Below are 12306 nucleotides of genomic sequence, written 5' to 3' on the forward strand. Positions count from 1 at the left end.
AGCTAGAGTGCTTTGATTTTGAGTTAAAAAAAATCGTATGATCTGGCTGATTTCCCCATAAAGCATTGGGTTGTATGTAATGGCAACACATACATAATACAAAACGATGATTTGGGCGATGCCGCAAATGTCTATAACATTTTTCAGGCACAAAGTAAACCCAATTCTTCGGATTCCTCGAAGTACGCACTTTAGATATTAATTTTTGACATTGAGGTTGACCATGAGGTATCGCGCTTTAATTGTTACATTCTTGGCTTTATGCCTAGGGCTAATAACTGCTTGTAGTGAAGGCCCTTCTTCTAGTGGTGGTAGAGACTTACTCTCTTACGACCAAATTAGAGGCACTGGCTTGGCTAACAAATGCCCTCAACTAGCAGAAACTAGTCGTGGTTCCATTCCCCTTGACTCTAGTCAGTCCTACGCCATCAAAGAACTCTGCTTAGAACCAACCAATTTCTTTGTCAAAGAAGAACCTGCTAATAAACGGCAGAAAGCAGAATTTGTAGCTGGCAAATTATTGACCAGATACACTTCTACCATTGATCAGGTGCAAGGCAACTTGAAAATCAACTCAGATAATAGCCTGACCTTTAAAGAAGCTGATGGTCTTGACTTTCAAGCTATAACTGTAAAACTTCCTGGTGGTGAATTAGTACCTTTCCTCTTCACCATCAAAGACTTGGTTGCTCAAACACAACCTGGGTTGACCAGTATTAACACCTCCACGGACTTTGAAGGTACTTTTAAGGTTCCTTCCTATCGTGGTGCTGCTTTCTTAGATCCTAAAGGTCGTGGTGTCGTCAGCGGCTATGATAATGCCGTGGCTCTCCCCGCCCAAGCCGATGATGAAGAACTTACTCGCGCTAACGTCAAGCGTGCGGAAATTCTCAGTGGTGAAATTTCTTTGCAAGTAGCGAAAATAGATAGTTCCACTGGTGAAATTGCTGGGACTTTTGTAAGTGAACAACCATCGGATACAGATTTAGGTGCTGGCGAACCCAAAGAAGTCAAGATTCGAGGTCTATTTTATGCACGAGTTGAACCAACTGGTGTATAAGATTTAAGGGAACAGGGAAGTAGAGAGCAGGGGAAGCAGGGGAGGAAAGGGAGCAGGGAGCAGGGAGCAAGGGAGAAGGATTATGATACAAATTCAAGGTATTTTCTTCATTCTCCTCTGCACCCCGCCCCCTGCCCCTCTGCCTTTTCTTCCCTATGCCCCTCTGCCCCTATTCCCTTCCTTCTACATGTCGCTGTTGATGCCACTGCCATGCATGAGTCACAATATTTTTGATAGATGGGTACTGGGGTTGCCAGTTTAAGACTTTTCTAGCTTTTTCACCACTACCAATTAAAGATGGAGGATCGCCAGGACGGCGATCGCACTCTTGGACAGTTATTGGTAGTCCAGTTACCTGTTCGGCAGCTGCAATGACTTCTCTTACAGAAAAGCCACTACCATTACCTAAATTAAAAACTTCACTGTCGCCGCCTTTTAATAAATATTCCAAACCTAAAACATGAGCATCTGCCAAGTCGCTCACATGAATATAATCGCGAATACAAGTTCCATCAGGCGTGGGATAATCAGTACCAAAAATTGAGATAGATTGTCGTTTACCTAAAGCTGTTAGCAGCACCAAAGGAATTAAATGGGTTTCTGGATTGTGATCTTCGCCTAGTAAACCATTGGGTTCAGCACCAGCGGCGTTAAAGTAACGAAAGCGCACTGATTTTAATCCATAAGCAACGTCAAAATCAGCCAGAATCCGTTCCACCATTAACTTAGTAGCACCATAAGGATTGATGGGATTTTGGGGATGATTTTCTGGAATAGGTACAATTTCCGGTACTCCATAAGTAGCGCAAGTAGAAGAAAAGACAAATTTATTGATAGATGCAGCTAGCATTGCTTCTAGAAGAGTCAGGGTTCCCACCACGTTGTTACGGTAGTATTTCGCTGGGTCTATAACCGATTCTCCTACGTAGGCATAAGCGGAGAAGTGCATGACTGCGGCAATATTACGGGTTGTAAATAAGTCATCAAGCAAAGCGCGATCGCCTGTATCACCCACTACCAGCTCAACTTGTAAAACCTTTTCTACTAAGTCTCGATGCCCATAAACAAGATTATCAAGTATTATCACGTCATAATCGGCTTGTTTAAGAGCAAGTACAGTGTGAGAGCCAATATACCCTGCTCCTCCTGTGACTAAAATACTGGGCTTGACAGACGACATAAATTTTCCCTTTATAATTGACAGCTACCAAATTAATTTAGTTTACTGGTGCTACATTACTCTTCTATAAAATTAAAAATAATAGACTCAGTATGAAAAAATTGCACTAAAATCACTACGACGGTAGTCTTTGGTTACAGGCTTGAGGTATTTGCAGTCAGGTAACAGTGCGATTACAATTTGACGATAAAATAAACCCACTGCCCAAACCCTCTAGGTTGACCCTTACGGGTTGTTTGGTTACTTTATACCGAAAAACCCTTGTGGCAGTTCTTCTCAGAGGAAACCGCGCCACTGGCTCACCGCACCAGAAAATTTGAGAGTTTATCTATGTTTCTACTGCTAAGCCGGGTACTATTGTGGCTATTGATTGGCACTATCGTATATTCCTTGTTTCAGAGATTTTATCCCAGCGGCACTTTTGCAGGGCGATTAGTCTTAGTTATTGTGTTGATTGTCATAGCGCTGTCATTTGTCAATCCTAATGAACCAGCTGTTGCGTCTTTGTGGAGATTGATATCGTTTCCCTTGAAGCCTTTGGGAGCTTCGATCTTGTTAATGATGTTTGCTGCTCAGAGAATCAAGGGAGGCGGAATAGATGCTCCAGGAGGATTTTTACTGGGTTGGGCGCTGACAATTTTACTATTGTCTAGTACACCAGCGATCGCTTACTTCTTGGTGAGAACACCGATAGCAACAGTTGATAACATCAACCTAGCAACTAATGCTTACCCTGTGGAAACGCTGGTAGCATTAAGACAAGACACTACTGCCAATTATGTCTCAGATGTAGTAGGAGATACTATGCTGCCTGCTAGAGATTTGAGTCAAGCAACCATAGCTTTCAACTCGGTGGATATAAAAATTCCATCTTATCTATTACAAAATCCTCAAGATATCAGATCACGGGGATTGCGGATTGAAGACTTTGTACCCAATGCAGCAACCCTGCAATTAACAACCCAAGTCTGGGAAAGTTATCTTAGCCAAGTTTACATTTTCTTGCGTGGTAATCAGGTACAAGGTTAAAAATCACTTTAAAAAGGCCGCAATGCTACATCCTAGTGGCTGGCCTTATTTAGATTTTTATTAGAATTGTTAATGGTGATTCCACGATTTTTTAGCCCTTCGGCTCCACTCAGGACTAAAACCAAACAAAACAAAGGTGTTAGAAGTTACACTTTTTATGTAAGGTAAAGGACTAAACTTCAAATAAAAAATAGATTGATGATCTGTTGGTTTAGGATGATACAGTTGCGAAATTGCTTGAATGGCCAACTCTCGACGACTTGCTAGACTCGCTGCTTACCTACGTCCCCATTGGCGGGAGGCAACATTAGGCATTATCGCGCTGTTGTCTGTAAACGGACTAGGTGTTTATATCCCCTGGTTAATTCGCGCTTGCGTTGATAAACTTTCAACAAACTTCAGCTTAAACCAAGTGCTACATTACGTAGTACAAATTATCTTGCTGAGTTCAGCGATGTTGCTAATACGTATGGCATCACGTATTTGGCTATTTGGGGTAGGTCGTCAAGTAGAATTTGACCTCAAACAACGAATTTTTGAACACTTACTCAAGTTAGAACCGGCTTATTTTGCCACCAATACAGCTGGCGATTTGATTAGCAGGGCTACTAGTGATGTGGACAATATCAGGCGGCTTTTGGGTTTTGCCGTGTTAAGTTTGGCGAATACATTTTTTGCCTATCTCCTCACATTGCCAGTCATGTTAGCAATTAGTGTGGATCTAACATTAGCTTCTTTGGCCGTATATCCTTTGATGTTCTTGTTAGTGCATCTGTTTAGCAATTACTTACGCCAACAACAAGCAGCAGTACAAGAGCAAATCTCTGATATTAGTGAACTGATTCAAGAAGATATTAGCGGCATTGCCCTAATTAAAATTTATGCCCAAGAAGAAAACGAGCGTCGAGCTTTTGCTCAAAGAAATCAGCAGTTATTAACGGCTAACATGCAATTAGCAAAAAGCCGAAATATTTTGTTTCCGCTGATTGGCGGTCTAGCTAGTGTCAGTTCGTTGATTATAATTTGGCTAGGGACAATACGGATATCTTCTGGAACGCTGGCAGTTGGAGACTTTTTAGCGCTGTTAATTTATGTAGAGCGTCTGGTTTTTCCCACTACACTTTTAGGATTTACGATTACTGCCTATCAACGAGGTGAAGTAAGTATTGATCGTTTAGAATCTATTCTTACGGTTACGCCCAAAATTCAAGATCATGCCGATGTCATTCATCTGCATAGGAGTGATGTAAAGGGGGAACTAAAAGCTAAAAATCTCAGCTACACTTACCCTGGTTCCAGTATCCCAGCTTTAGAAAATATCAATTTTACGATCGCACCTGGGGAACTAGTGGCTATTGTGGGGGCAATTGGTTCTGGAAAATCAACTTTAGCGAATGCCTTACCACGCTTGTTGGATATTGAATCAGGGCAGTTGTTTTTAGATGGGTGGGATATTACTAAGATAGCGTTGGCAGATTTACGCAGTGCGATCGCCTATGTCCCCCAAGATAGCTTTTTATTCAGTACTACAATCAAGAATAATATCCGCTACGGTGATCCAGTTAGAGAACAAGAAGATGTAGAGTTTACAGCCCAGGTAGCCCAGATTCACCCAGAAATTACTAATTTTCCCCAGCAGTACGAAACTATTGTCGGCGAACGTGGTATTACTCTTTCAGGCGGACAACGACAACGCACTGCTTTAGCTAGAGCAATGTTAGTCAATGCTCCAGTATTAATTTTAGATGATGCTTTATCTAGTGTAGATAACCAAACTGCTACCAAAATCCTGAACAATCTTTCTAAGGATACAGATAAAAAAACTGTAATTTTTATTACGCATCAATTATCGGCGGCGGCGGCGGCTGACCGGATTTTTGTCATGGATAAAGGAAGAATTGTTCAGATAGGAAATCACTTAGAACTTGTACAACAAAAGGGTCTATATAGAACTTTGTGGAGTCAGCACCAAGTAGAAGAATTACTTCGTTAATATTTTGAATTGCCAGAATGATTGTTGGTTTGTGCGTGTAATTTATTAATTACATTTAATTGATAAATTATCTTCAGAGAATAATTAATATTTGAAGTATGTGCAGAATTATTTTTCCAGATTCCCATCCAATGAAATCTGCTTGACGGTTATAGATTCAGTTATTAATCCTTCACATAATATCATGTCCGGATAATCACTTACGATTAAACTCCAATCTGAAGCCACCAATGAAAACCAGTTAACCCACGAATTAAATCTTGCTGTTGAAGTAAAGACTGACAGCGATGAAATAAAATATTCTCCAAATCATTGAGTGAGTTAAACGATTGATTAGCGATTGGTTCGTCCACCAAAGTCCACAACCTTTCTGCCGGCTGTAACTCAGGTGAGTGAGAAGGCAAAAATGTTAAATGTAGTCCTTCAGGAATCTGTAAATTTTTACTGGTATGCCAGCCAGCACGGTCAACAGCTAATAAAATGTGTTTATTTTTACCTAATCCAAATTCACGAGCAAAATCAGCCAAAACCTGATTAAACAATTCTGTGTTCACGTAAGGCAGAATCCACCAATAGCTCTCTCCTGTTTTGGGATGTACAAAAGCATACAACCATAACCATTTAAACCGCCAATGGACATCAGCAATTGGTGTTTCTCCTTCAGGTACATACACTCGTCGCAAAATCGGTTTGAGTCCTAAACGATGTTCATCTTCACACCACAACTGAACTTCTGCATCTGGATAGATAGTTTGGAGTTGTTTTACTTGTGTCGCTAGTTTTTTTTCCAGGCTTCTTGCTCAAAATGATCGCTTTTAGTGTGAGACGGGCGAGGTACTCTGAGTCTAAAAGTCATCTGCCGTAATATCTCCCATCCCCTCTGTCGGCTGATCTGATTTCCTGTGACTTCAGTTAGCCAGTCTGCTACCTTTCGACCGTTCCATAGCCCTCCATCTGGTGCTTTCTCTTGTAATGCCTGCCATAACTGTGCTTGTTGCATATCATCCACTACAGGCTGTTTACCTTGGTTTAACTGCCTGCGATCGCCTAAGTATCCCACTCCAAATTCGTTGTATCTTTTTACCAATCCGTATATCCATGTTTTGCTGTAGCCTGTTATTTCCTCTACTTCTTCCGTTTTTTTACCTTGTGCTACTAACCAAATAATCTGGTACTGACGGCTTTCTATGCCATCTTTAGCTTGACGATAACGTTTTTCTAGCTCTTCAATACTTAAATGTTTGGCTACACTAATTCGTTTTGGCATGACTCATCTTTGCGCTCCCTGCTTTTATCGTAAGCGATTATCCGGACATGATATAACTTGATGAAATTGGCATAATCTAGAGCGATTATAATGTTAGTTTTTTAAGGTACTTGGGCAGTATAAAGTACCAAAAAAAACGAGTCTGACATTAGCGATGTTTAAAATTAAATTATTAGGATCTACTGCCCTTAAAGATTTACAGCACCGCCATATAAGAGCGATTGCTGCTTTAATTCTAATTAGTTTATTGACTTCATGGAGTGGATTACCATCTCACCATGCCATATCTAACTGCTGGGAAGGCTTATTGTGGGGAATAGCTAATCCAGTCATTGGCTTGGATCGTTTAACCAGCATTGTTGCTGTTGGGTTCCTCTCGGCTAGGATGATTTATAGTACTTTGATTGCTAGCTGGTTTATTTTAGCAACAGTCTTAGGAACAGTACTGCATTTATACCAGTTCAATTTACTAGGTGCGGAAATAGCGATCGCTATTTCTAGCATTGCCTTTGGCGTTATATTGTTGATGCCAAATCAATTTCACTGGTTGATCGTTGCATTATTAGGAATAATGGCTGGTTTGTTTCAAGGTTACAGCAATGGTCAGTCAATTGTTGGGCTAGATATGATGCCATTGCTTGCTTATATTTTTGGTGTTACCTTGACTCAGTATGCAGTTGTGATGAGTGCTAAAACAATTAGCAATTCAATCAGCCAAAATAAAATAAATGAATTTTTAACAAGGATAATTTATTTTGTCGGCTTCGCTTTCTGTGCGATCGGAATTGTGTTTCTGAAAAACTCAATCAACTAAATCAATTATTTAGTTATGTCACTGTTAATAGTTTAGTTATTTATACCATTAACAGTGAAGTCGTTAGAAAGCTCCGATACGTCCAAAGATGATGTAGAAAGTTTTTCCAATCAATAATAAATCGTAAAATTGATGCCAATTACTTTGATACTGCAAGTCTAAATCAACTATTTGTTCAAAATCTTTCACTTGAGAGCGACCGTTAACTTGCCATTCACCAGTTAATCCGGGTTTGACATTTAAACGTTGCCAGTGACGTTTTGTGTATTTTATCACTTCATCTTTGGTAGGTGGACGTGTTCCGACTAAACTCATTTCACCTACAAGCACATTCCAAAACTGAGGTAATTCATCTAAGCTAGTGCTTCGCAAAAAACGACCTACTTTCGTAACTCGAAAATCATTTTTGTTTTTAAATATTAGCCCGTTGGCTTCGTTATCCACTAAGGATTTTAACTGTTCCGCATCACTAACCATTGAACGGAACTTCCGAATCACAAAGGGTTGTCCTTGGAGTCCATAGCGTTCTTGAGTGAAGAAAATAGAACCTGGGCTATCAATTTTGATAGCGATCGCTATAGGTATAAACACGATACCTAGAATTACTAGCCCCACCAAGCTTCCTAATATATCCAAAATACGTTTAAACTTTGACTTTACCGAGGAATGAGGTGTAAATTCCAATTCCCAAGCTTTGTAAGTAGCACCTTGAAAGACACTTTGTAATGATGTTTGATACATTTTCTAGCCGAATATTGAGCGACAAGGGTAGAATTACGTAAGCTTCACCTCGACTATAGACTTAAGTTTTATTAACAGTATTAGGTTTTACGGTATATTTACTCGATCTTCATCTAGATAGTGGGGATCATAATATTTTACAAAGTTATTGTAAAGATAAGATAAAGCTAAAGCAAGTCTATCGTTTGGAGGATGGTCAAATGTAATTTTTATGCATAAAAGGATGCTTTTATTTAAAAATTTGTTACCAACTGATTACGTAAGCTAGAAAAATCAACAAAATATCTGGTATGAATGCAAGTAGCAACGAAAAACATCTTCTAAAGAGGGATTTTTCCAAAAAAAGCATAAGATAGCATATCTTGCAGAATCAGCATAGTAGATAGGAGTTGCAAAAAAAACTTCTATATCATCAAAAGGCGACGGAAAACCCACTTTTTCAAGGAGTGTCCGTAATAGTACTTCAGCTACGCCCTTCTCTACGAGAGGCTGCGCTCAGGCTAAACTCAGGACAAGTGCGCGGCAGTTGAGTTTCGACTGCGCTCAACTGCCGTGAAGTTGAAACTCAACTACCGCTAGCCGAAGTGTGGTAAGTAGCAAAAACAGCTGACAACACTTCGACTACGCTCAGTGCATCGCTGACAACTGACCACTGACACAAAATCCAGTCCCTTTCAAAGATAGGATGAGCTTAATATTTGGCGATCAGTTTATTTAAATATTTAAGGATGATTTGCGACGTTATATTTAGGGATAGTATAAGATATGGTTTCAGTAGGAATCGAAGTTAAAATTAGTCGTTTAGAATCCATTGTTGAGCAAATCGGGGAAGCAGTAATTTCTACGACTGAAACAATTGAACATCTTGCTGAAAGATTAGAAAACTTGAGTGTGCAAGTTGAAGCACAAGGCAAGCAGGTACAGCAGCAAGGCTATCAAATTTTCGCATTGTGTGATGCTGTCCAGAGCTTGGCTGAATCTCAGGATGACTCACTAAAAAAACTAGCTAAACTTACACAAACTCTAGACAGGTTGACATCCTTAATTGAAGGAACGGACTAAATAAATGTAGGGCATGGGGCATGAGAAAGAGGAATTGGGGACAAGGAGAATTGGAGAATTGGGGAAAGAAATGTCTCCCGCAGTCGCTCCACTTGGGGAGACCCCAAGACCCACAAGGGGTGCGGCAGTCGCTCCTGGGGGAAACCCCCAAGACCGCGCTACCTTACCGCGCTGCTCTCCTTGTTTCCCTGCTCCCTGCCCCCTGCCCCTCTGCTTCTTCTGGTCATACCTTCAGCTGAGTTATAGCGATATTACCAGAAAAACAGACATCTACATCGCTGCCAGGAGTGCGATCGCGTTTACCGTATTCGCCTACATAATAAAAATTATCACCGTCAATGCGATAATTGACTGGCAAAGGTTTGGTACATGGCTGACAAAATACTAATTTTGGGTTTTCTTCTCCTGGTTGTAGATGCGGCAGATTGACATTCCAGAAGCTTCCTGCTTCGAGAGAACGCTGGAGTAGGTCTGCTAAAACTTTAGCAGTTAATTTTGCAGCCAAATCCCAATCAAAATTTTGTTTAGCTTTGCGGTAATGAGAAATAGAAATTCCCGGAATACCATGCATTGCTGCTTCTCGCACAGCAGCAACAGTGCCAGAAATATAGGCATCGACTCCTAAATTGCCGCCAGCGTTAATGCCAGACAAGACAAATTTGGTATCTGGACAAATTTGCGTTATGGCAATTCTCACACAATCAGCAGGAGTACCTGCGATCGCATATTCGATCTCAGAACGCCGTTGGAGATGAATTGGCTGCGTAGTGGTGACTCGATGTCCACAGCCCGATTGATGGTGCTTAGGCGCGGCAATAATAGTCTTTTTATCATTGATGGCTGTAATCAAGGCTTGAATACCAGGAGCATCAATTCCATCGTCGTTAGTTAAGATAATAGTCATATTAATTATTATGGGATTTCTGTGTTCTCTATTCCCTATTCCCTATTCCCTTTTAAATTGGTTGTGTAGTATTTTTGGTGCAAGTATGTCTTAACGAAATCTCCAATGAAACAGCTCCTCAACCAATTACTTAGCATAAAAAAACACTTTATCCGGCTTATTTTACCGCTGTTAGCGATCGCTTTAGGTTCTTCGCTGTTTGCCACACCTGCATTAGCCATAGGTGTATACCAAATGCCAGGTCTAACAGTAAGCGATGCTAACTGGGTACTAGATAAAGGTGACGTTATTAGCCGCATCAATGAAGGCAAGATTAGTAGTTCCTTTGAAGATTTAGCTGAAAAAACTGGTAATGAAGTCAGATTTGTGAGTGTGCGCCGCCTCGACTATGGAGAAACAGCCGAAAGTTTTACTAAAGCACTGTTTGAAAAATGGTTTCCAACAAAAGAAGCCCAAGCTAATCAAACACTATTAGTACTAGTGACAATTGCCAACAACAGCGCTATCATCACAGGCGATAAAATCAAGTCTGTGTTGACAGACTCGATTGCCGAAAGCGTAGTTGATGAAACATTGGGTGTGCCATTACGGGATGGTAACAAATATAATCAGGCGTTTTTAGATGCTAGCGATCGCTTAGTCGCCGTCCTTTCTGGTCAACCCGATCCTGGCCCACCCGAAGTCATCGATAATATACAAGTAGAAGGCACATTTACCAAAGCAGAAGAAACCGACCAGGGTAACGCCACTGCTTGGGTAATAGGATTATTAATTGCCGCCACCATTATCCCGATGGCGACTTACTACATCTATCAGGTGAATCAACCATCATCTGATGGGTAATGAAACAGGTTGAAGGTTGAAGTATAAAACTCCAACCTTCTTGCTAATCTTGAACATACTCTTGCCCTGTAACCAAAGCCATCTCAGCTCGAATAAATTCTCGACCTAAATAGGCCGCATGATCTAACTGAGTTACTAAACAGGGCTGAGTTTCTTCAAAAATTTTCACACAAAGTTCTTTTGCTGTCCTCCCACTAAAAATTGTTGTGTTAGTTCGTTCTACCTTTCCCCGCGCCGGAATTACCTTTCCCGTTTCTGGATCGACGGCTAAACCGCGATCGTCAATTACGTTTGTAAAATGTTTGGCATAAATTAATCCCTCTTCTCGATCTAAGTAGATGATGAAATATCCACCAGGATCAAGAGCAATATGACGTTGAGAAAGTTTGTGATCAATTGCTGCCAAATCTTCAACTACTAAATCCATAAGCATTCTCAAAAGCAAATTTCTTTCTTCAGGGTTTTTACACTCCATATCAAGTGTAATTCCTATCTTACTTAATATTTTTAATATATTTGTGACTTCTTTTAATTCAATACTTATCGATAATAAACTCTTAAAACTAAAAGTAATCTCAAAGGAAATCAAGAACAAAGCATCTATCGTTAGTATTTGGTATATGTTCTGCGTTACAAATCTTCCCTGAAAGCACAGCAATTACCTCAGGCATCACTTTAATATTGAAAATAGCAGCAACAATATCTTTCCCAACCACTGACAACTGACCACACTTCGACTACGCTCAGTGCATCGCTGACCACTGACAACTGACAACTGACTATTGACCCGCATAGCGTAAATAAAAATCTTGAATTTGATATGACCATCGAACGAGTTCCTCAACAACATTATCCCAAGGCTGAGATTGGGCGACGAGGTATGGCATTAGGGCTTGATTTCTTCGGTGTATGGTTGATCAGTTCCTTGTTAGGCAGCAATAATTTTGGGATTCAATTTGTTCAGATCCTAGTTTTCATGATCTGTTGGCTGATTCTGCGCGTGGTAGTGGTATATAACAATCGAGGGCAAAGTTTAGGGCGTTGGGCTTTCGATCTAAAGGTGCTAGAAGTCGAAGATGGACAAGTAGTGGGTAGGATTCCAGAATTGCAGGCACTGCTGAAGCGAGAAGCTATAATTGGTTTTGGTGCGCTTTTGGTATCAATTGCCCTTAGCAATATTAGAGCCAATCCCACTGCTATACTGCTAGTACTTCCTCTGGCAATCGACTGTGGTGCTGCCTTGTCTGACAATCAACTGCGGCAAGCTTTGCATGACCGCTATGCTGGAACTTTCTTAGTTTCGTCGCGTCGGGGCTACTCGCTGGATATAAAAGTTAAGCGATTAGTTGAAAATTTGCGTCGTCATGTGAGAAGATAGTCATTTGTGTTAATTCTCCTCAAGCTTCACTGTTT

11 protein-coding genes and 1 pseudogene are annotated in these 12306 nt (G+C 40.6%); 7 read left to right on the forward strand and 5 right to left on the reverse strand.

The features are described from left to right. Positions 1–223: 223 nt before the first annotated feature. The gene (psbO, locus tag QI031_RS00670; protein WP_281483323.1) at positions 224–1060 is read left to right on the forward strand and encodes a photosystem II manganese-stabilizing polypeptide; all 837 of its coding nucleotides are present in this window, start codon (positions 224–226) and stop codon (positions 1058–1060) included. 169 nt (positions 1061–1229) lie between these two features. Here the strand turns inward: psbO and galE are convergent, their stop codons facing one another. Continuing rightward, a complete protein-coding gene (gene galE / locus QI031_RS00675) occupies positions 1230–2240 on the reverse strand; it encodes a UDP-glucose 4-epimerase GalE (RefSeq protein ID WP_281483324.1) in 1011 nt (336 codons plus the stop codon). Between the two features lie 330 nt (positions 2241–2570). Between galE and fraI the strand changes: the two genes are divergently transcribed. Both fraI and QI031_RS00685 read left to right on the forward strand, forming a co-directional pair. After that, a complete protein-coding gene (gene fraI, locus QI031_RS00680) occupies positions 2571–3269 on the forward strand; it encodes a septal nanopore formation protein FraI (protein WP_281483325.1) in 699 nt (232 codons plus the stop codon). A 241-nt stretch (positions 3270–3510) separates the two neighbouring features. Then, positions 3511–5262, forward strand: a complete 1752-nt coding sequence (locus QI031_RS00685) for an ABC transporter ATP-binding protein (protein WP_281483326.1) — start codon at positions 3511–3513, stop codon at positions 5260–5262. A 206-nt stretch (positions 5263–5468) separates the two neighbouring features. On the opposite strand, the pseudogene QI031_RS00690 reads toward QI031_RS00685, so the two are convergent. Beyond that, a pseudogene (locus QI031_RS00690) lies at positions 5469–6529 on the reverse strand (IS630 family transposase). A 154-nt stretch (positions 6530–6683) separates the two neighbouring features. Between QI031_RS00690 and QI031_RS00695 the strand changes: the two are divergent. Beyond that, positions 6684–7343 carry a HupE/UreJ family protein gene (locus QI031_RS00695; protein ID WP_281483327.1) on the forward strand — a complete coding sequence of 220 codons (660 nt, stop codon included), beginning with the start codon at positions 6684–6686 and terminating at the stop codon, positions 7341–7343. Between the two features lie 63 nt (positions 7344–7406). Here the strand turns inward: QI031_RS00695 and QI031_RS00700 are convergent, their stop codons facing one another. Then, positions 7407–8084 carry a sugar transferase gene (locus QI031_RS00700; RefSeq protein ID WP_281483328.1) on the reverse strand — a complete coding sequence of 226 codons (678 nt, stop codon included), beginning with the start codon at positions 8082–8084 and terminating at the stop codon, positions 7407–7409. Positions 8085–8849: 765 nt separating this feature from the next. On the opposite strand from QI031_RS00700, the gene QI031_RS00705 reads away from it, so the two are divergent. Further along, the gene (locus tag QI031_RS00705) at positions 8850–9146 is read left to right on the forward strand and encodes a hypothetical protein (RefSeq protein WP_281483329.1); all 297 of its coding nucleotides are present in this window, start codon (positions 8850–8852) and stop codon (positions 9144–9146) included. Positions 9147–9369: 223 nt separating this feature from the next. On the opposite strand, the gene surE is transcribed toward QI031_RS00705, so the two are convergent. Next, positions 9370–10050 carry a 5'/3'-nucleotidase SurE gene (surE, locus tag QI031_RS00710; RefSeq protein ID WP_281483330.1) on the reverse strand — a complete coding sequence of 227 codons (681 nt, stop codon included), beginning with the start codon at positions 10048–10050 and terminating at the stop codon, positions 9370–9372. Between the two features lie 105 nt (positions 10051–10155). Between surE and psb32 the strand changes: the two genes are divergently transcribed. Further along, positions 10156–10893, forward strand: coding sequence for a photosystem II repair protein Psb32 (gene psb32, locus QI031_RS00715; RefSeq protein ID WP_281483331.1), 738 nt, complete (start codon positions 10156–10158; stop codon positions 10891–10893). A gap of 43 nt (positions 10894–10936) precedes the next feature. On the opposite strand, the gene QI031_RS00720 is transcribed toward psb32, so the two are convergent. Next, complete coding sequence (locus QI031_RS00720) at positions 10937–11320, reverse strand: DUF4346 domain-containing protein (RefSeq protein WP_281483332.1); 384 nt, start codon at positions 11318–11320, stop codon at positions 10937–10939. Positions 11321–11713: 393 nt separating this feature from the next. On the opposite strand from QI031_RS00720, the gene QI031_RS00725 reads away from it, so the two are divergent. Beyond that, positions 11714–12271 carry an RDD family protein gene (locus QI031_RS00725; protein ID WP_281483333.1) on the forward strand — a complete coding sequence of 186 codons (558 nt, stop codon included), beginning with the start codon at positions 11714–11716 and terminating at the stop codon, positions 12269–12271. The last annotated feature ends 35 nt before the right edge of the window (positions 12272–12306 follow it).

This window comes from Halotia branconii CENA392 (assembly GCF_029953635.1).
Taxonomy (GTDB): Bacteria; Cyanobacteriota; Cyanobacteriia; order Cyanobacteriales; family Nostocaceae; genus Halotia; species Halotia branconii.

What these genes read in the sequence shown, in the direction of transcription:
- QI031_RS00720 (WP_281483332.1), bottom strand. Translation starts at nt 11,320, where the DNA reads ATGGATTTAGTAGTTGAAGATTTGGCAGCAATTGATCACAAACTTTCT.
- surE (WP_281483330.1), bottom strand. Translation starts at nt 10,050, where the DNA reads ATGACTATTATCTTAACTAACGACGATGGAATTGATGCTCCTGGTATT.
- QI031_RS00725 (WP_281483333.1), top strand. Translation starts at nt 11,714, where the DNA reads ATGACCATCGAACGAGTTCCTCAACAACATTATCCCAAGGCTGAGATT.
- fraI (WP_281483325.1), top strand. Translation starts at nt 2,571, where the DNA reads ATGTTTCTACTGCTAAGCCGGGTACTATTGTGGCTATTGATTGGCACT.
- QI031_RS00705 (WP_281483329.1), top strand. Translation starts at nt 8,850, where the DNA reads ATGGTTTCAGTAGGAATCGAAGTTAAAATTAGTCGTTTAGAATCCATT.
- QI031_RS00695 (WP_281483327.1), top strand. Translation starts at nt 6,684, where the DNA reads ATGTTTAAAATTAAATTATTAGGATCTACTGCCCTTAAAGATTTACAG.
- psbO (WP_281483323.1), top strand. Translation starts at nt 224, where the DNA reads ATGAGGTATCGCGCTTTAATTGTTACATTCTTGGCTTTATGCCTAGGG.
- QI031_RS00700 (WP_281483328.1), bottom strand. Translation starts at nt 8,084, where the DNA reads ATGTATCAAACATCATTACAAAGTGTCTTTCAAGGTGCTACTTACAAA.
- QI031_RS00685 (WP_281483326.1), top strand. Translation starts at nt 3,511, where the DNA reads ATGGCCAACTCTCGACGACTTGCTAGACTCGCTGCTTACCTACGTCCC.
- psb32 (WP_281483331.1), top strand. Translation starts at nt 10,156, where the DNA reads ATGAAACAGCTCCTCAACCAATTACTTAGCATAAAAAAACACTTTATC.
- galE (WP_281483324.1), bottom strand. Translation starts at nt 2,240, where the DNA reads ATGTCGTCTGTCAAGCCCAGTATTTTAGTCACAGGAGGAGCAGGGTAT.